The sequence below is a fragment of the Roseovarius sp. MMSF_3298 genome, from assembly GCF_030733705.1.
In the GTDB taxonomy this organism is placed as follows: domain Bacteria; phylum Pseudomonadota; class Alphaproteobacteria; order Rhodobacterales; family Rhodobacteraceae; genus Roseovarius; species Roseovarius confluentis.
In genome coordinates, this window is the sequence record NZ_JASHIN010000006.1 from 14,067 (window position 1) to 33,219 (window position 19,153).

The window sequence follows — 19,153 nt, forward strand, 5'->3', positions numbered from 1 at the left end:
CCGGCGGGGATATTTTGGGCCAGAGGACGCGGGGCGGGACTACTGACGTCCTTCGCGGAGCCAGCCGCCGACGATGAGGGATGCGGCGAGCAGAAGGACCAGCCAGGCGGGCAGGAGCGGCGTCTGGGTGACCGAGCGAGTCTGGTAGGCGTTGCGATCCAGGAGGCCGATCCAGCCGCGGCCGGCCATGGCGCGGCCTTCGCGTACGGTGCGCACGCGGGGCGGGCCGTCGGCCAGCGGGTGGATGCCGCCGCCGGTCTGGGACACGTAAGGTTCCAGCGTTTCGGTGTCGGCGATGGTGTTCTCGAATTCCACCGGGGAGGCGGGGCCTAGGCCGATGACGGCGGTGTGCTCGCCGTTTTCCAGCCGGTAAAGGCCGATGGTGGGGCCGTCGAAGAGCGCTTCGAACCTGCCGGGAGAGACCTCTTCGAGGTCCATCTCGATCTGTTCGTCCTCGGGCGTGGTAATCGTGACCGGGCCGACGGTATCTTCGAGCGAGCGGCGGATGATGCGCATCTGTTGTCCGGTCGCCTCGGCCCAGAGTGCCTCTTCTTCCAGTTCCGGTTCCTTCATCATCCAGTGGGCGAGGCGGCGCAGCAGTTCCAGTTGCGGCCCGCCACCCTCGAAGCCACGATTCCAGAGCCAGGCGTGGTCGGAGGCAAGAAGCGCCACGCGGCCTTCGCCGACGCGGTCGAGGGTCAAAAGGGGCCGGTCGCCGACGCCGGTCATTACGGTGTCGCCGGAGGTTTCCTCGACCTCGATCTGGCGCATCCAGCGGCCCCATTCGCCGCCGAATTCCTGTTCCAGCCCGGAGGTGACCGGGTGGCGCTGGCCCAGGTCGGTGATCGAGGGGCTGTAGCGTTCCTCGAGCACGCGGGCGGTGGGGCGGCCGGGCAGGATCGCCTCGAGCGGGGTGCGATAGAGGCTGTCGGCGGCGGCATAATCGGGGCCAGCGGCGATGAGGACCGCGCCACCGCCTTCGACGTAGCTGCGCACGTTGTCGAGGTAGAGCGACGGCAGGATGCCGCGGCGCTTGTAGCGGTCGAAGATGATGAGGTCGAAATCCTCGATCTTTTCGAGGAAGAGCTCGCGGGTGGGGAAGGCGATGAGGGAAAGCTCGCGCACCGGCACGCCGTCCTGCTTTTCCGGGGGGCGCAGGATGGTGAAGTGGACGAGGTCGACGGAGCTGTCGGATTTCAGCAGGTTGCGCCAGGTGCGGCCTCCGGCGTGCGGCTCGCCCGACACCAGGAGCACTCTGAGCCGGTCGCGGACGCCGTTGATCTGGACAAGCGCGGTGTTGTTGCGGTCCGTCAGTTCGCCGTCGACGGCGGGGGTGGAGAATTGCAGCACGTTGCGGCCGCCATGGGGCAGGCGCAGTGGCAGGTCGATATCCTCGTTCAGGGGGACGTTGAAGCGCTGTGGTTCCTCGCCGTCTACCGAGACGTCTACGGGCACGGTGGAGGTGCCTTCGGAGGCGGCGCCGTCATCGGTGACGCGCAGGGTCATCTGGATTTCCTCGCCCAGGATGGCGAAGGCCGGGGCGTTTTCGACCACCAGCTTGCGGTCCCAGTCGTCTTCGCGCCCGGTGTGCAGCAGGTGGATGGGCGCGGGCATGTCGGGGGCGCGGTCGAGGTCGTGCAGGCGCCCGTCGGACATGAGGATCGCGCCGGCGATGCGGGCGCGGGGTTCTTCGGCCAAGGCCTCTGACAAGGCGGTCATCAGCTGGGTGCCGGTGTTGTCGGCGCCGTCGGGGACGGAGATGCGGCGAAGTTCGGTGTTGTCGCGCGCGGCGATGCGGGCGGCGAGGTCGTCGGCGCTGGTTTCCGTGAGGGACGCACGGTCGCCGAGAGTCTGGCTGGCGCTTTCATCCTCGATCATCAGGACGATATCGGAGAGTGGTTCGCGGTCTTCGGCCTGGTAGACAGGACCGAGGAGGGCGGCGAGGACCACCAGACCGGCCAGCGCGCGGAACGGCCAGCCGGAGAGGCCGCGCCAGATGGCGAGCGCAGTTCCCGTCATCATCATGCCGGCAAGCGCCGCGATGAGCCACGGGTTGAAGAGGGGCTCGAAGACGATGCTGCCGGTCATTGGCCAAGCCTGTCGAGAAGCGCGGGCACGTGCACCTGGTCGGATTTGTAGTTGCCTGTCAGCACGTGCATCACGAGGTTCACGCCGAAGCGGTAGGCCAGCTCGCGCTGGCGTTCGCCGGCAAAGCCGCGGCCCACGGGAAAGAGCGGGTTGCCGCGATCGTCCATCGCCCAGGCGGCGGCCCAGTCATTGCCGCCGATCACAACGGGCGTGACGTTGTCGTTGAGGTTGCGGAAGGGCATGCCCTCGACCTGTTCGGCGTCGGGGGGCGCGGATTCGACCCAGACGGAGCGGCCGGTGTGGCGGCCCGGGAAGTCCTGCAGCAGGTAGAAGGTGCGCGTGAGCACGTGGTCCTCGGGGATGGGTTCCAGCGGGGGAATGTCGAGCGGGCGGGCGAGGCGTTGCAGCTTGCGACCCGCCGGAGAGGAGGCGCCGAAGCCCGCGACATTGGCGTCGCGCGTGTCGAAGAGGATCATGCCGCCTGTGCGCAGGTATTCGTTGAGCTTGACGTAGGCTTCCTCGGACGGGATCGGCTGATCGGGAGAGATGGGCCAGTAGAGAAACGGATAGACCGAGAGGTCGTCGGTTTCGAGGTTCACGCTGACGGGGTCTGCCGGTTCGACCGAGGTGCGGAAGAAGAGCGTTTCGCCCAAGCCGCGCAGGCCCGCCTGGGCGGCGTTGTCGAGGCTGCGGTCGCCGGTGATGACGTGGCCCAGCACGACCTCGGACGCGGCCATGAGGGCCTTTTCGTCGGCCTCGGACATGCTGCTGTCCTGCGCGTCGGCCATTTGCGGGCTGAGCAGGAGCGCCAGAAGGAGGGCGGACATCGTGGCGCGGGCGGGCAGCAGGCGGCCAGAGAGGCCCAGAGAAGCAAGGATGTCGGCCATCAGGATCAAGAGCGCCCCGGCGAGGAACCAGCCGCCGAGCGCGGCCTCTGGCGGGCGGTCGAGGCCCAGAACGGGTAGGTCGGCGGGCCAGCTGACAGGTGTCAGAGTGGTGTCAGAGGGCAGGACGTTGAGTGCGAGCCGCCGATCCGGACCATCGTAAAGGCCGGGGCGGAAATCGGGGCCGGGGACATCCTCGACAAAGCGGGTGCCGTCGACGCCGGGCAGGGTGCCGGCATCTTCCAGGATACCCGAGCCCGAAAGGACCTGCACGGGCTGCCAGGTAGTGCCTTCAAGTTCGGCCAGGTCGGGCAGGGCGAGGCTGGAGGATATCGCCAGCCGTTCGAGCATCTGCACGAAGAGGCCCGACAGGGGCAGGGTGGACCACTCGGCGTTGGCGGTGACGTGAAAAAGGACAACCTGCCCCTGTCCGATGCGTTTGCGGGTGACAAGCGGCGTGCCGTCGCTGAGTTGCGCGATGACGCGGTCGGCCAGCGTGGGGTCGGGCTGGGCCATCACCTGAGCGGTGACGGTGACGTCGGAGGGCACGTCGAGGCCGAAGAAAGGGCTCGATTCGGGGAAGGGGGCGAGTTCCTTGGGTTCGCCCCAGCTCATGGCGCCGCCGACGGAGCGGCCACCGGCGCGCAGGCGGACGGGCATCAGCGGGGCTTCGTCGCTGCGCGAAACGTCCGAGGCGGCGAGACGCGGTCCGGCGAATCGCAGGAGCATGCCGCCGCGATCGGTCCAGTCGAGCAGATCGGCCTGTTCGGCACCCGAGAGCGTGGCGACATCGGCCAGCACGACAACATCGGGGTTGGCGGGCAGGACGTCGCTGAGGCTGCCGTCGAGCAGGTCGGCAGTGGGTTCGAGCGCCTGTTCGAGATAGTGGAGCGGCGACAGAAGTTCGAGGCCTTCGCGGTCTTCGCGGCCGGCGATGAGCGCGACCTCGCGGCGCTTGAGGCTGTCGTCGGTCAGGGTGACGGCGCCGGCATGGGACTGGCCGGCGATCTCGAACCGGGTGAGGCGGGCGCGAAGTTCGGCGGGCAAGGACAGAAGCGTCGTGGCCTCTTTCGCGCTGGCCTCGAACGTCATGTCCTGCGTCGCCAGCAGGCGCTGGGCGCCGGAGGGGTCGCGGCCATGCGCCTCGACCGTGATATCGCGGGCGGGGCCGGGATTTGCGCGCGTGGCGGTGAGGCGCAGGGCGTCGTCCTCTACTACAGCCGGTGTCAGCGCGTAGATTGGCACGGCGCTTTCGTGGATGGTGACGGGGCCACGATCCTGCAGGGCGTCGAGCAGGGTTTGCCGCCCCTCGCGGGCGAGACCGTCGGAGAACCAGCGGGTTTCAAAATTCTCGTCGCCGAGCAAGTTGGCGGCGTCCTCGAAGGCGTCGGGTTGCGGAGACCAGGCCGAGGGGGCGAGGCCGGTGAGGCGGGTGCGCCACGTCTCGGCGGCCTGGAAGACCGGGGTTTCTGGGTCCGAGAGTTGCAGGATGCCGACGGGGCGGGCATTGCGCCCGGCCTCGGCCAATAGGGAATCGAGCAGGTCTTCCTGTGCGGGCCAGTCGCGGGCGCTGGCCCAGCTGGAATCGAGCACGATCAACATCGGGCCGGTGCGGTTGGCCTGCGCCTCGTCCTGCGGATTGAGGATGGGGCCGGCGAGCCCGATGATGACGGCGGCGACGGCCAGCATCCGCAACAGCAGCAGCCACCAGGGCGTGCGGTCCGACACGCTGTCGTCGTCGCGAAGGCCCAGAAGAAGCGCCACGCCGGGAAAGCGGCGGCGGATGGGCGCGGGTGGCACGGCGCGCAGGATCAGCCACAGGATGGGCAAAGCGGCAAGCGCCACCAGAAGCCAGGGCGCGGCGAAACCGATGGGGCCGATGGTCATCGTCCGTGTCCCCCGTCGAACGCGTTATAAAGCCACAGGAGCGCGGATTGCGCGGAGTCCGACGTGTGATGCGTGCCGTAGAGCCAGCCGGTGGTGGCGCAGAGGTGGCGCAGGTCATCCTTGCGGGCGGCGAGGCGTTCCAGGTAGCGGTCGCGCAGTTCCGAGGCCTTGAGCGTTTCGTGCACCATCGTGCCGCCCACCGATTCGAAGATCGTGCGGCCGCGATAGGGGAAGCTCTCCTCGGCCGGGTCGAGAATCTGGTAGAGGACGCCGCGCACGCCGCGGTCGGCGGCGGACGTGAGCGCCTCGCGCACTGGGTCGAGATCGCCAAGGAAGTCCGACAGGAACAGGGCGCGTCCATGCGAGAGCATCCCGGTGGTCTGAGGGGCGCCGTAATCGTCGGGGCCGTCCTGGCCGAGGGCCATGGCGAGCCGCTCGATTTGGGCGTCGCCCCTGCGGGGCGGCAGGTCGGCGCCGGACAGGCCGATGCGCTCGCCTGCACGGTTCAGCAGGATGGCGATGGCCAGCGACAGGAGCCGGGCGCGGCCGGCTTTTTGCGGCAGGGTGTCGTCGGAGGCGAAACGCATGGAGGCCGCGCCGTCGACCCAGAGCGTGACGCTTTGGGCGATCTGCCATTCGCGCTGGCGCAGGAACTGCGTGTCCGAGCGGGCGGAGCGGCGCCAGTCGATGTGGCGCAGTTCATCCCCGGCCTGCACCGGGCGGTATTGCCAGAAATCGTCGCCCATGCCCGCGCGGCGGCGGCCATGCTCGCCCAGTAGGACGGTCCCCGCCAAGTGCTCTGCCCGGGCCAGAAGCGCGGGAAAGCGGGCGGCCTCGGCCTCGGACCGGGCGCGGAGAGGGGCGATTTGGGTCAAGCGGCGGCCTCGGTCCTCGTCACTTGGGCGACGGTGGCGGCGATGAGGTCGTCGAGGTTTTCACCCCGGGCACGCGCGGCGAAGTTGAGCGCCATGCGGTGCGTCAGAACCGGCTGCGCCATGGCGGCGATATCGTCCGAATCGGGGGCCAGGCGGCCCTGGATCATGGCACGGGCGCGGACGGTCAGCATGAGCGCCTGCGCGGCGCGGGGGCCGGGGCCCCAGGCGACGTTTTCGCGCACCGTCTCGGACGATGTGGGGTCATCGGGGCGGAAGGCGCGGACAAGGTCGATGATCTGTTCCATCACGGCCTCGCCCACGGGCATCCGGCGCAGAAGGGTCTGCGCGGCGATGAGTTCCTCGGCGGTGAAGACCTGGTGCGCCTCTTCCTCGGTGGCGCCGGTGGTGGCGAGCAGGATCGCGCGTTCGGTGTCGCGGTCGGGGTGGGGCACGTCGATCTGCACGAGGAAGCGGTCAAGTTGGGCCTCTGGCAGGGGGTAGGTGCCTTCCTGTTCGATGGGGTTCTGCGTGGCCAGCACGTGGAAGGGCGGGGTCAGCGGGCGGTCCTCGCCCGCGACCGAGACCTGCCGTTCCTGCATGGCCTGCAAGAGCGCGGATTGGGTGCGGGGGCTGGCGCGGTTGATCTCGTCGGCCATCAGAAGCTGGCAGAAGATCGGGCCGGGAATGAACTTGAACGCGCGGGTGCCGTCGGCGCCGGTTTCCAGCACCTCGGAGCCCAGAATGTCGGCGGGCATCAGGTCGGGCGTGAACTGCACGCGGTTCGAATCGAGGCCCATGACGATGCTCAGCGTTTCCACCAGACGGGTCTTGCCGAGGCCGGGCAGGCCCACCAGCAGGCCGTGGCCGCCACAGAGCAACGCCGAGAGCGACAGGTCGACGACCCGTTCCTGCCCGATGAAGCGGCGGGTGATCGAGGCGCGGGCCTGGGCCAGCTTGTCTTCGAGGGCTTCGATCCCGGCCAGCAGGTCGGCGTCGTCGGTCATGGCAAAACTCCGGTATGGGCTATATCGCTTGGGTAGAGTGTATCGCGCGCAAGCAAAATGGCAAAAGCAATGAGCAATAAATCGGTCACAACCCCGTCAGCGGAAAGCCTTGCCGAAATGGCACGCAAGGAAAGCGGCAAGGGCCTGCCGCCTGTGCATTTGTGGAACCCGGAGTTCACCGGCGAGATCGACATGCGGATCGCGCGGGATGGCACGTGGTACCACGAAGGCACGGTCATCGAGCGTGAAGGACTGGTGCGGCTGTTCTCGACCATCCTGAAAAAGGAAGGTGACCGCCATTTCCTTGTCACGCCGGTGGAAAAGGTCGGCATCGTGGTGGAGGACGCACCTTTCGTCGCGGTGGATTTCGAGTCGGAAGGCGAAGGCGAGGCGCAGATGCTGGTTTTCGTGACCAACGTGGGCGATCACGTGTTGGCGGGGACGAACCATGCGATCCGGGTCGAGCGTGACCCCGAGTCGGGCGAGCCGTCGCCCTACCTGCATGTGCGGGCGGGGCTGGAGGCTCTGATCGATCGCAAGTCGTTCTACCGGCTGGTGGATCTGGGCGAGCACGAGGATGGCTGGTTCGGTGTCCGCTCGGACGGCGCGTTTTTCCCGATGATCCCGTCAGAGGACTTGCCCGCGGACTGACCCAGTCTGACCCTGCAGCCTTCGAGACACAAAAAAACCCGATGCGGGAAGCATCAGGCGGATCAGTCATCGTCTTAAGATAGGTTTCCCGGGTCGAGGCTGACACCCGAAAGTGCCGTGCCCCGACCCGGGGATACGTCGAAGATTAGTACTTCGTCGTTACGGGCTCAGGCTCAACCGGAACCACGACTTCTTCTTGTTGTTGCTGTGCGCAGGCGGCCAGGCCGACGGTTGCGATGAGAGCAGCAATCATTGCAGTTTTGTTTTTCATGTGAACAAATTCCTTCCATGTCACGCGCCCGATACTGTGTTTGAACGCGAATTGTTGTCAACACAAGAGCTTGCGTAAAAACGCGAATCTCCGGCTGCTATGGCTTCTATGGCAGCATTTTTATCACGTAAATGCCTTTATCAGCGGGATTCCGCGATTTTCAAAGGGTTTTGCGCTGTTGCAACTGTGCTACTTTTGCACCCCGTCTGGGAAAAGTCGCTTTTCCGATACGTCAATCAGCCTAACGCGCGGGCGCTCGATTCCGCGCGTTCGGGGTTGGTTCCGTGCCTGTGGTGTGCGCTCAGTGCGCTTCGGCCCAATTGTTGCCTTGTCCCGCGTCGACCACGAGCGGCACGTCGAGATGCAGGGCGGGTCGGGCCGCTTGCTCCATAACGTCACGGGCTGTGTCGATGACCTTTTCCTCGGCGCCACCCGAGACCTCGAACAGAAGTTCGTCGTGGACCTGCAGCAGCATTTTGCAGGGCAGGTCCTGGATGGCGGATGGCATGCGAATCATGGCGCGGCGGATGATGTCGGCGGCGGTGCCCTGGATCGGCGCGTTGATCGCCGCCCGGCGGGCAAAGCCGGCGCGAGGGCCCTTGGCGCCGATCTCGGGCGTGTGGATCTTGCGGCCGAAAAGGGTCTGGACGAACCCGTGTTCCTTGGCGAAGGCGACGGTGTCGTCCATGTAGGTGCGGATGCCGGGGAACCGCTCGAAATAGCGGTCGATGAAGGCCTGCGCGTCGGCGCGGGGGATGCGCAGGTTGCGCGCGAGGCCATAGCCCGAGATGCCGTAGATCACGCCGAAGTTGATCGCCTTGGCGCGGCGGCGGATCTCGGGTGTCATGTCGTCCATCGAGACGTCGAACATCTCTGACGCTGTCATGGCATGAATGTCCTGCCCGTCGCGGAACGCCTCCTTGAGCGCCGGGATGTCGGCGATATGGGCGAGGATGCGCAGCTCGATCTGGCTGTAGTCCAGTGCGACGAGCGTGTTGCCGTCCTCGGCCACGAAAGCCTCGCGGATGCGGCGGCCTTCCTCGGTGCGGATGGGGATGTTCTGCAGGTTGGGATCGGTCGAGGCGAGGCGGCCCGTGCTGGCGCCGGTCTGGACATAGGACGTGTGAACGCGGCCCGTGTCGGGGTCGATATGGTCCTGCAGGGCATCGGTATAGGTCGATTTCAGCTTGCTGACCTGCCGCCAGTCCATCACGCGGGCGGGCAGGTCGTGTTCGGTTGCCAAGTCTTCGAGCACGTCGGCAGGCGTGGAATACTTGCCGTTCTTGCCGCGTTTGCCGCCCTCCAGCCCCATCTTGTCGAAGAGGATGTCGCCCAGCTGCGCCGGGGAGCCGACGTTGAACTTCTCGCCCGCAAGCTCGTGAATCTCGGCCTCGAGCCCGGCCATTTTCTGGGCGAAGGCGGCGGACATGCGGGAGAGCGTGTCCTTGTCGACCTTGATGCCGTTGCGTTCCATCTGTGCCAGCACGGGCACCAGTGGGCGTTCGAGCGTTTCGTAAACGGTGGTGACCTTCGCGCGGTGCAGTTGCGGCTTGAAGGTGTGCCAGAGGCGCAGGGTGATGTCGGCGTCCTCGGCGGCGTATTTCACCGCCTCGTCGATGGGCACGCGGTCGAAGGTGATGGCGGCTTTGCCCGTGCCCAACAGGTCCTTGATCGGGATCGGGGTGTGCGACAGGTAGCGTTCGGCGAGCGTGTCCATGCCGTGGCCGTGCATCCCGGAATAGAGCGCGTAGGACATCAGCATCGTGTCGTCGATCGGGGCCATGGCAATGTCGTAATTGGCCATGATCTTTGTGTCGTATTTCATGTTTTGCCCGATCTTGAGGATCGACGGATCCTCGAGCACGGGTTTCAGGGCGTCGAGCGCATCCTGCATCGGGATCTGGCCGTCGAGCAGGGCGTCGGAGCCGAAGAGGTCATCCGCGTTGCCGTCCTTGTGGCCGAGCGGGATGTAGCACGCCTCGCCCGGATCGATCGACAGGCAGATGCCGACGAGATCGGCCTGCATCTCGTTGAGCGAGGTGGTCTCGGTGTCGACGGCGACGTAGCCGCGGGCGGTGATGCGGTCGATCCAGCTTTGCAGCGCGTCCATGTCCGAGACACGTTCGTATTTCGCGGGGTTGATGGCGGGCCAGTCGGGTGCGCCGTCCTCTGCCGATTCGGGTGCGGTGGGCTCGGGGATGGCCGGGGCCTCGACGTCCAGCGCGTCGGCGATGCGCTTGGTGAGGGTGCGGAACTCCATCTCGGTCAGGAAGGCCAGCAGGGTGTCGGGATCGGGGTCGCGCACCTCGAGGTCGTCGAGGGTGAAATCGAGTGGCGTTTCGCAGTCGAGTTGCACGAGCTTTTTCGACAGCTCGATCTGTTCGCGCTTTTCGATCAGGGTTTCGCGGCGCTTGGGCTGCTTGATTTCCTCGGCGCGGTCGAGAAGTTCCTCGAGGCTGCCGTATTCGTTGATCAGGAGCGCCGCGGTCTTGATGCCGATGCCGGGCGCACCGGGCACGTTGTCGACGCTGTCGCCGGCGAGAGCCTGCACGTCCACGACGCGCTCGGGTCCGACGCCAAATTTCTCCTCGACGCCTTCGCGGTCGATGCGGCGGTTCTTCATGGCGTCCAGCATTTCGACGCCGCCGCCGACAAGCTGCATCAGGTCCTTGTCCGAGCTGATGATGGTCACGCGCCCACCCGCGTCACGGGCCTGCACGGCGAGGGTGGCGATCATGTCGTCGGCCTCGTATCCTTCCATTTCCTTGCAGGCGATGTTGAACGCCTCAGTCGCGCGGCGGGTCAGCGGGATCTGCGGGCGCAGATCCTCGGGCATCTCGTCGCGGTTCGCCTTGTACTCGGGGTACATGTCGTTGCGGAAGGTGTGGCTGCCCTTGTCGAAGATCACGGCGACATGGGTGGGGGCGTCGGCGCCGGTGCTGTCCTCGACATATTTCTGCAGCATGTTGCAAAAGCCCGACACGGCGCCGATGGGCAGACCGTCGGATTTGCGCGTCAACGGCGGCAGGGCGTGGTAGGCGCGGAAGATGAAGGCCGACCCGTCGATCAGGTGCAGGTGATGTCCCTTGCCGAATGCCATGTGCCGCGCCCTTCCTTGCTGTCGGATTACATATCTCACGCCCGTCATGGCAGTTCCAGCCTGACTTTTTCTTGCTGGAAATACTCTCGGGGAGTTTGAGGGGTGAAACCCCTCATCCTGGAAAACCTGTACGCCGCAGGCGCCCCGTTGGGTCAGACTGGCCGTGAAAGCATGCGGAGGGTCAGAGGGTCTTGCCGCGATACGTCCGGACCCGGATTTGGAACGGGATCACGCCGGTGGGCTGTCGGACCTCAGACCTTGCCCTCGAAATTGCGGTGCACCAGTTTGGCGTCGCAATAGGGGCATTCGACGAAGCCGATGTCTTGCGGGATGGTCAGCCACACGCGCGGGTGGCCCAATGCGCCTTCGCCGCCATCACAGGCCACGCGGTAGCTGTCGACGATCCGGGTCTCGGGGGCTTCGGTCACCATTGACGGCGTTCCTTTTGGCTGCAAGTAGGTCCGGGCAGACTATATCCGAGAGACACCCGGGGACAAGAGCCGCCATGCCGACAAATGCAATCGAAGTGAGAGGCCTGGAAAAGGTTTATGGTGGCGGCAAGCACGGCATGTCAAAACCTGCGCTGACGGGGGTGGACCTGGACGTGCCGAAGGGGTCGGTCTTTGGCCTTTTGGGGCCCAATGGCGCGGGCAAGTCGACGCTGATCAACATCCTGGCCGGGCTTGTGACCAAGACCAAGGGACAGGTGAAGATCTGGGGCTTCGACCAGGACGTGAACCCGCGGCAAAGCCGGGCCTCCATTGGCGTGATGCCGCAGGAATTGAACCTTGATCCGTTCTTTGCGCCGCGCGCGGCCCTGGAGGTGCAGGCGGGTCTGTACGGTGTGCCGAAGAAGGACCGGCGCAGCGACGAGATTTTGGAACTGGTAGGTCTGAGCGACAAGGCCGAGGCCTATGCGCGGACCCTGTCGGGCGGGATGCGACGGCGGCTGCTTCTGGCGAAGGCGTTGGTGCATCACCCGCATATCCTGGTGCTGGACGAGCCGACGGCGGGCGTGGATATCGAACTGCGCCAGATGCTGTGGCAGAACGTGCGCAAGCTGAACGAGCAGGGGATGACGATCATCCTAACGACGCATTACCTGGAGGAAGCCGAGGAGATGTGCGACGAGATCGCCATCATCAACGAAGGCTCGGTCGTGGCGCGGGACAGCACGGCGCACCTGCTGAGCCAGATGGACCGGCGCACCATGGTGATCGAGCCAGAGGCAGACCCGGTGGCCTTGCCCGAGGGCGAGGGGTTGACGGTGGAGACGCGGCCCGGTGGGCAGGTGGCGATCAGCTATCGCTCGACCAAGATGTCGGCCGAAGCGGTGCTGGAGGCGGTGCGCGCCTCCGGGATGCGCATCCGGGACGTGCGAACCGAGCAGGCGGACCTTGAGGAAGTGTTCCTGGAGCTGACCCGTTCGCGCTGAGGGCGCTTACTTGTCCTTCAGCGTGTCCTCGATGGATTTCAGGCGTTGCAGCACCTCGTCGCGGTAGGTGTCGGTGCGTTCCTCGGCTTCGAGGTTATGCGCGTCCTGCATCGAGTTCACGATCAGGCCCACGACAAGGTTCACCACCGCGAAGGTGGTTACAAGGATGAACGGCACGAAGAAGGCCCAGGCGTAGGGATAGACCTCCATCACCGGGCGGACGATGCCCATCGACCATGATTCCAGCGTCATGATCTGGAAGAGGGAATAGCCGGAGCGACCGATCGTGCCGAACCATTCGTCGAACAGCACGGCCTCTTCGGGGGTGCAGGCAGGGCATCCGCCGCCGAACAGCTTGGTCGCCATGACCGAGCCGATGTAGAAGATGATCCCCATCAGCAGAAAGACCGAGCCCATGCCGGGCAGGGCGTTCATCAACCCCTCGACCACGCGGCGCAGGGACGGGGTGACCGACAGCACCCGCAACAGACGCAGGATGCGCAGGGCGCGCAGCACCGACAGGCCCTGAGTGGAGGGGATGAGCGAGATTCCGACGATCACGAAGTCGAAGACGTTCCAGCCGTTGCGGAAGAACGCCGTGCCGCGGGCAAAGAGCTTCAGCGCGATTTCGACCACGAAGATCGCGAGACAGATCTTGTCGAGCAAGACGATCAGCGGGCCCGCCGCCGCCATCGCCGTCTGCGACGTTTCCAGCCCCAGCACCACGGCGTTGAAAAGGATCACCGCGAGGATGAAATTCTGAAAGCTCGTCCGGCTGACGAGCGTCTCGACGCGGGCGCGCAGGCTTTTGGGACTGGCTTGGGTTGTCTGGCTCATGGCGCTGGATATGGGGCAAGCTGCGCTGGGGCGCAAGGCACGGTTCGGATCAGGTGTCGGCCTTGGCCAGCATCCGCCCGAGGCCGCGACCGCCAAGGATATGAAGGTGGTAATGCGGCACTTCCTGCACGCCGGCCTCGCCCGCGTTTGAAATGGTGCGGTAGCCCGGATAGCCGTCGCCCGGCGAGACGCTGGTCATGGCGCAAACCTGCGCGGTGACGCGCATGAAATCCACCAGTTCCGCCTCGGATGCCTCGGCGGCAAAGTGATCGTGGCAGACGTACGGTCCCTTGGGGATCACCAGAACGTGCACCGGCGCCTGTGGTTGGATGTCGTTGAACGCGAGCGTGTGCTCGGTTTCCAGCACCGTGTCGTTGGGGATTTCGCCGCGCAGGATCTTGGCGAATATATTCTGGTCGTCATAGGAAAAAGACATGTTGGGTGGCCTCAGTCGGCATACAGGTGGTCGGTTTGCGCAACCTCTAGCGCCTTGTCGGGCGCGATATCAAGGAAGCGGGCGATGAGGTCGGCGTTATCCTCGGGGTCGTTGGATTGTTTCATGATGCTGTGATTCTCGAACTCGGCGTCGCGGATGCGATCGGATTCGAAGTTGATGTCGCCGCGGATCGTGGGCAGCAGGCGTTCCAGCGTTTCCCTGGGCGTCTGGGTGCCGGCCAGCCCGACGCGGCGGGCATGGCCGGCCAAGTAGGCGTCGGAGAACTCGCACTGGATTTCCAGAAGCTTGGTGGTGGAGCGGTCGTTGCAAAAATCCTCGAGCAGGTCGATATTGCCGGGATCCATGCAGACGATCAGGCGGTCGGTCTCGAAATAGTCGAACAGCATCCGCATAAGCGCCCGGCGATGGCGGGTGCGTTTGCCCAGCGTCGCCTGGATGCCGCCCAGGTCGGGCAGATGGGTGTTTTCCTCGTTGAAGAGGTATTCGATGGCCGGCACGTTCGTGACCTGGCGGATGGTGTCGATCATCCGCTTGGCGACGTGCCACTTCTTGCAGATGATGATCATGAGCTCGCGTTCGCGCCCCAGCGTGCTTTCGGTTTCCCAGAAGCGCAGGGCGAAGCGGCGTCCTATGCGGCCGCGGCCGGTCAGGAACTTGAAGAGGCTGCGCCCCTCATCGGAAATGTTGAAGCGGGCGTCTTCATCGGCGTAAAGCGCGCCGAGGCGGGTTTTGAGCTCGGTCGCTTCGGAGCTTATCTTGCGGGCAAAGAGGGCGTCCTGGCTGAGCAGCAGGTCGTAGTGGTCGTTGTAGAAGGTCACCGGCATCCCGTAATCGGTGAACATCAGGAAGGTCAGGGTCTGGGTCCGGATCTCGCTTTCCGGGACGAGATGGCGCACGAGGGTCTGAAAGAAGGTCTCGTCGGGAATCCAGGTGGTGCGGAAGAAACGCATCACGTCGCGGCGCTTGCGGGTGAAATCGAGAATCCACTCGATGGTGCGGCGGCGCAGGCACCACCACTGGCTGCCGATCTGGATTTGCAGGTCGGCGGGGATCTCGCGGGTGAGGCGCAGCTTTTTCTGGATGTTGAACGAGGCGTAGAACAGCCGGCTATGACTCCGTTCGTTGAAGAAATGGCGGTAGATCAGCCGCTCTTCCTTCATGCCGGTCTTGATCCAGTCGGATGCAAAATAGTCGAAGCTTTCGATGTAATCGACATCGTGGGCGTCGAGAAAATCGTGGGCGTAGCGCGCCGACTTGATGGCGGCGCAGTCACCCGACAGCATGTAGAAATGGGTGGCGCGGGGGAACGCGTCGACCGCGGCCTCGATGGCGTGGAGCGTGGCCTGCACCAACGACCACTCGCCCCAGCCGCACTTGATGCGCTTGCGGGCGAAAGTGACGTTCGGGTTGTCGGCCAGCGCCGCGCGGATCTTGCGGTAATGTTCGGGCTTGGCGCGGGCGTCGAAGTGGATCGACATATAGTCGCCCGCCGCAGTCAGCATGTTCGCCTGTCCGATGATCGCATCGGGGTCCTTGTGGCACAGCAGAATGAAGGCGATCCTGGCCATAGGCGAAACGATTTACCTGCTCTTTCGTCAATTGTTTATAGTGATAGAGATGAACAGCCGTTGAATAAACAGGCTTTCGTTGGTTTTTTTAACGGGCTAAACACGAATTGACCCAAGAAGAACCAGGACAACGGGGTTGGAGGCAGGCAAATGGGCTTTCCCGGTACATGGATGACGGAAAGCGAGAGCATGGTCTATCGCGTGGTGCCGAAATGCGCCTGCTCAACCATTGGGCAGATCATGTACTACTCGGACCATGGTGAATTCTTTGACGGTGACATCCACGATGCGACCGAAGGTTTGCACAAGTGGGCCCGCGACGAAAGCCAGCCCTTGATCAAGGCGAACGTCAAGACGCATACGTCCTATGCCTTTACCTGCGTGCGCAACCCCTACACGCGCATCCTGTCGTCCTTTTTCGACAAGATCTGCGGCATCCAGCGCAACGGCAAGCGCTATCGCGGCAAGCTGGTACCGCTGTTGATCCAGAAATACGGCATCGAGGTTGGCGGCGAGGACGGCAAGCAGGAATTCGACCAGATCAAGAGTTTCCGCCGGTTCCTGCTGTTCACGCGCGACACCATCCGCTGGAAACGCCCGATGGAGCCGGACATCCACTGGTCGTCGATGGCGGGGCACGTTTCGACCTTCATCGTCAATGGCGGCACGTATGACAGGATCTTCTGGACGGAATCGTTCAACGACGGGATGGCGGATGTCCTGAAGGCGACGAAGACGCCGAACAAGGTGGACCTAAAAGAGATCCCGCGTTTCAACGAGAGCGAGGGCCACGGGCCGAAACGGGCGCACCCGGTCGAGGATTATTTCGACGACCTGTCGATGCACCTGGTGAAAGAGATCTATCACCGGGATTTCGAGCTGTTCAAATACGATTTCGACGATCCGTCGAACAAGATGCCCATCGGCGAGATCGACCTGGACGAGGTACACGCCAAGCTGGGCGAGTAGGCGGAGTGCGCGGGCCGCGCACGCTCGCTTGTCTCGTCGTCGTGCCTCCTCCTCGGGCATGTGGCAGTCGCGACGCTTTCGTCCGGCCATCGGCAAGACTGAGAGCGCGTTGATTTGAGTATTTGCGGCAAGAAAAAGCCGCGAACGTTTTCTTAACGATGCCTCGTCATGATCGTGGTGCGGTACAGGCTGGAGAGCCGATGACCGTGCAAGGAAAAGCCGCGTCCGGGTTTCGGGTCTGCATCGGCGCCGCGCCGAACGACGCCCGACCCGGACGCGCATCCACGGCTTTTTCTTGCCTCAAATACTCAAATGGTCCGACGCGGACCATTCGCACCGTCGCGGATCAGCCGCGCCGCTCGTCGGAACCTAAGCGGAAATTCCCATTTTCCGACCCATTTTCTTTGAAAGAAAATGTCGCCGGTCAGATCAGCCCTTCAGCCTTGAAAAGCGCTTTCACATCGGTTTCCGGGCGAGCGCCGTAATGGCTGATCACTTCGGCCCCGGCGATGCAACCCATGCGGCCGGCCACGTCCAGCGAGGCGCCGGTCGCAAGACCGTAAAGGAAGCCTGCTGCAAACTGGTCGCCCGCGCCGGTCGTGTCGACGGGCGTGATAGAAGCCACCGGCACGGTCACGGTTTCGTCGCCGCGCACGATCACCACGTCATGGCCAGAGCGGGTGCAGACGATCAGGCCGCTTTCAGCCGCGGCCTGTTCCAACGCGGCACCCAGGTCTTCGGTCTCGTAGAGGGCGCACCATTCGTGCTCGTTGCCGATGACGTAGTCAAGCTCGGTCACCAGCTTGCGGAAATCGGCGCGGTGCCGGTCGACGCAGAAAGGGTCCGACAGGGTGATGCCGGCCATGCCACCCGCCTCGCGGCAGGCGCGGGCGGCGGCGAGGAAGGCGGCCTTGCCCTTGTCCTTGTCGAACAGGTAGCCCTCGAGAAACAGCAGTCCGGCGCCGCCCGCGACAGTCTCGTCGACATCGTCGGGGCCGAGTTCGGTGGAGATGCCAAGGTAGGTGTTCATCGACCGCTCGCCGTCGGGCGACACGAAGATCATCGACCGGGAGGTGGGCAGTTCGCCGTCGCTTGCGGGCGCGTTGACGAAGTCGACGCCGACATCTGCCATCTCGCGGGCGTAATCATGACCCAGCGCATCATCCGAGACCCGGCCGATGAAGGCGGCGCCGAGGCCCAGCGCGCCCAGTCCGGCGATTGTATTGGCGACCGAGCCGCCGGCCATTTGGGTGCGGTTCTGCATGTTGTCGTAAAGGTGTTCGGCTCGATCCTGTTCGATCAGTTGCATGATGCCTTTTTCGATGCCCATGCGGGACAGAAACCCGTCATCGGCTTGCGAGATGACATCGACGACGGCGTTACCGATGCCGACAGCTTGGTACTTGGTCACAGTCTTTTTTCCTCGAATTGGCAGAGTTCACGGATGATGCAGGTCTGGCACATCGGGGCGCGGGCCTTGCAGTGGTAGCGTCCGTGCAGGATAAGCCAGTGGTGGGCGTGCTGCTGGAAGTCCACCGGCACGTTGTCTTCGATGGCGCGCTCGACGGCGTCCACGTCCTTGCCGGGCGCGATGCCGGTGCGGTTGGCTACGCGGAAGATATGGGTGTCGACCGCTTGCGCGGGATAGCTCCACCACATGTTCAGCACCACGTTGGCGGTCTTGCGCCCCACGCCCGGGAGCGATTGCAGCGCGGCGCGCGAATTGGGCACCTGGCCGTCGTACTTGTCGATCAGGATGCACGACAGCTTCATCACGTTCTTGGCCTTGTTGCGGTACAGGCCGATCGTCTTGATGTGCTCAATCAGCTCTTCCTCACCCAGAGCCAGCATCTTTTCAGGTGTGTCGGCGATCTTGAACAGCTCGCGCGTGGCGCGGTTGACGCCGGCATCGGTGGCCTGCGCCGAAAGGGCGACGGCGACGAGAAGCGTGTAGGCGTTCACGTGGTCGAGTTCGCCCTTTGGCTCTGCGGAGGCTTCCTGAAACCGGGTGAATATCTCGCGGATCGTTTTGTAGTCGAGTTGCTTGGCCATGGCTGTCCTTGTGCCCGCTTTGGGGCGGATGCGCAACATTCGGGTCGCCGAGGGGCGAGCGTGCGCGTACATTCATTGCATTGAATGGAGACGACACATGAACGCCGGGATCAACACCGAAATCCGCGATGGGTATCATTTCAACGTCATGCGCCGGGCCATCGACCTGATTGACGCGGGCGGGGCGGGCGTCAGCCTGTCGGATCTGGCACGCGGCATGAATATGAGCCCGTCGCATTTTCAGCGGTTGTTCACGCAGTGGGTGGGCGTCAGCCCGAAGCGGTATCAGCAATACCTCGCTCTGGGGCAGGCCAAGGATCTGCTGGCCGAGCGGTTCACCACGCTGGACACGGCACATGAGCTGGGGCTGTCGGGGACGGGGCGGCTACATGATCTTTTCCTGCGGTGGGAGGCGATGAGCCCCGGCGAGTTCGCGCGGCGGGGCGCGGGGCTGAAGATCTATTGGGGATGGTTCGACAGCCCGTTCGGTTTGGCACTGGTCATGGGCACGGAGAAGGGCATATGCGGTATCGGGTTCGCCAGCGAAACCGGCGAAGAGGCGGCGATGGCGGACATGATTTCCCGCTGGCCCAATGCGGAATTCGTGGAAGATCCGATGATGCTGCGCCCGTGGGTGTTGCAAGCCTTCGGTGCGGGCGACCAGGCGGGCGAGAAAGTGCCGCTGTACATGATCGGCGCGCCCTTTCAGATCAAGGTGTGGGAGGCGCTTATGCAGATCCCGTCGGGCCATGTGACAACCTATTCGGAAATCGCGCAATCGATCGGCAATCCGCGGGCCGTACGCGCCGTGGGCACGGCGGTGGGGCGTAACCCGGTCAGTTTCCTGATCCCGTGCCACAGGGCGCTGCGCAAATCGGGCGGTCTGGGCGGCTATCACTGGGGACTGCCGGTGAAACGGGCGATCCTGGCATGGGAAAGTGCGCGGGTCGAGGCCGGGTGAGCCCATTTTCTGCGCAGAAAATGGGCCGGAAATGCGCATTTCCGGCCGGCTTCGCGGCGTGGGGAAAGGCCGTTCTGGGCGGATCCTCGCCGAATTCCCCGCAGAATATGCTTG

16 protein-coding genes are annotated in these 19,153 nt (G+C 64.6%); 4 read left to right on the plus strand and 12 right to left on the minus strand.

Going from position 1 to position 19,153, the window contains the following annotated elements:
• Positions 1-39: 39 nt before the first annotated feature.
• The 4 genes from RBB18_RS07205 to RBB18_RS07220 are packed head-to-tail and all read right to left on the minus strand — an operon-like array spanning position 40 to position 6,738.
• A complete protein-coding gene (locus tag RBB18_RS07205; RefSeq protein ID WP_306111809.1) occupies positions 40-2,088 on the minus strand; it encodes a hypothetical protein in 2,049 nt (682 codons plus the stop codon).
• Complete coding sequence (locus tag RBB18_RS07210; RefSeq protein WP_306111808.1) at positions 2,085-4,859, minus strand: DUF4159 domain-containing protein; 2,775 nt, start codon at positions 4,857-4,859, stop codon at positions 2,085-2,087. Before RBB18_RS07210 ends, RBB18_RS07205 begins: the two co-directional genes overlap by 4 nt.
• Entirely contained in the window at positions 4,856-5,734 is an 879-nt protein-coding gene (locus tag RBB18_RS07215; protein WP_306111807.1) for a DUF58 domain-containing protein, read from the minus strand. Before RBB18_RS07215 ends, RBB18_RS07210 begins: the two co-directional genes overlap by 4 nt.
• The gene (locus RBB18_RS07220) at positions 5,731-6,738 is read right to left on the minus strand and encodes a MoxR family ATPase (protein ID WP_274592889.1); all 1,008 of its coding nucleotides are present in this window, start codon (positions 6,736-6,738) and stop codon (positions 5,731-5,733) included. Before RBB18_RS07220 ends, RBB18_RS07215 begins: the two co-directional genes overlap by 4 nt.
• A 69-nt stretch (positions 6,739-6,807) precedes the next feature.
• On the opposite strand from RBB18_RS07220, the gene RBB18_RS07225 reads away from it, so the two are divergent.
• A complete protein-coding gene (locus tag RBB18_RS07225; protein WP_306111806.1) occupies positions 6,808-7,389 on the plus strand; it encodes a DUF1285 domain-containing protein in 582 nt (193 codons plus the stop codon).
• Positions 7,390-7,534: 145 nt separating this feature from the next.
• Here RBB18_RS07225 and RBB18_RS07230 read toward each other — a convergent pair whose 3' ends face one another.
• From RBB18_RS07230 to RBB18_RS07240, 3 genes are all read right to left on the minus strand, one after another.
• A complete protein-coding gene (locus RBB18_RS07230; RefSeq protein ID WP_268873914.1) occupies positions 7,535-7,660 on the minus strand; it encodes a hypothetical protein in 126 nt (41 codons plus the stop codon).
• 301 nt (positions 7,661-7,961) lie between these two features.
• Entirely contained in the window at positions 7,962-10,760 is a 2,799-nt protein-coding gene (gene polA / locus RBB18_RS07235; protein ID WP_306111805.1) for a DNA polymerase I, read from the minus strand.
• A 251-nt stretch (positions 10,761-11,011) separates the two neighbouring features.
• Positions 11,012-11,191: a zinc-finger domain-containing protein gene (locus RBB18_RS07240; protein WP_306111804.1), complete on the minus strand. Its 180-nt coding sequence runs from the start codon at positions 11,189-11,191 to the stop codon at positions 11,012-11,014.
• A gap of 74 nt (positions 11,192-11,265) precedes the next feature.
• Between RBB18_RS07240 and RBB18_RS07245 the strand changes: the two genes are divergently transcribed.
• Positions 11,266-12,195 (plus strand): ABC transporter ATP-binding protein, encoded by a 930-nt coding sequence (locus tag RBB18_RS07245; RefSeq protein ID WP_103762794.1) that lies wholly within the window; start codon positions 11,266-11,268, stop codon positions 12,193-12,195.
• Positions 12,196-12,201: 6 nt separating this feature from the next.
• Here the strand turns inward: RBB18_RS07245 and RBB18_RS07250 are convergent, their stop codons facing one another.
• From RBB18_RS07250 to RBB18_RS07260, 3 genes are read right to left on the minus strand one after another with little or no spacing between them, the layout of a single operon-like run.
• Positions 12,202-13,032, minus strand: a complete 831-nt coding sequence (locus RBB18_RS07250) for an ion transporter (protein ID WP_103762795.1) — start codon at positions 13,030-13,032, stop codon at positions 12,202-12,204.
• A gap of 49 nt (positions 13,033-13,081) precedes the next feature.
• The gene (locus tag RBB18_RS07255; protein WP_103762796.1) at positions 13,082-13,468 is read right to left on the minus strand and encodes an HIT domain-containing protein; all 387 of its coding nucleotides are present in this window, start codon (positions 13,466-13,468) and stop codon (positions 13,082-13,084) included.
• 11 nt (positions 13,469-13,479) lie between these two features.
• Positions 13,480-15,057: a DUF5928 domain-containing protein gene (locus RBB18_RS07260; RefSeq protein ID WP_103762797.1), complete on the minus strand. Its 1,578-nt coding sequence runs from the start codon at positions 15,055-15,057 to the stop codon at positions 13,480-13,482.
• A 150-nt stretch (positions 15,058-15,207) separates the two neighbouring features.
• Between RBB18_RS07260 and RBB18_RS07265 the strand changes: the two genes are divergently transcribed.
• On the plus strand, positions 15,208-16,026 hold the full coding sequence (locus RBB18_RS07265; RefSeq protein WP_103762798.1) for a sulfotransferase family protein: 819 nt from the start codon (positions 15,208-15,210) through the stop codon (positions 16,024-16,026).
• Positions 16,027-16,450: 424 nt separating this feature from the next.
• Here the strand turns inward: RBB18_RS07265 and RBB18_RS07270 are convergent, their stop codons facing one another.
• Both RBB18_RS07270 and nth read right to left on the minus strand, forming a co-directional pair.
• Positions 16,451-17,437 (minus strand): adenosine kinase, encoded by a 987-nt coding sequence (locus RBB18_RS07270; RefSeq protein ID WP_103762799.1) that lies wholly within the window; start codon positions 17,435-17,437, stop codon positions 16,451-16,453.
• The gene (nth, locus tag RBB18_RS07275) at positions 17,434-18,078 is read right to left on the minus strand and encodes an endonuclease III (protein WP_306111803.1); all 645 of its coding nucleotides are present in this window, start codon (positions 18,076-18,078) and stop codon (positions 17,434-17,436) included. The genes RBB18_RS07270 and nth overlap by 4 nt, the downstream gene beginning before the upstream one ends.
• Before the next feature lie 97 nt (positions 18,079-18,175).
• On the opposite strand from nth, the gene RBB18_RS07280 reads away from it, so the two are divergent.
• The gene (locus tag RBB18_RS07280) at positions 18,176-19,039 is read left to right on the plus strand and encodes a bifunctional helix-turn-helix domain-containing protein/methylated-DNA--[protein]-cysteine S-methyltransferase (RefSeq protein WP_306111802.1); all 864 of its coding nucleotides are present in this window, start codon (positions 18,176-18,178) and stop codon (positions 19,037-19,039) included.
• The last annotated feature ends 114 nt before the right edge of the window (positions 19,040-19,153 follow it).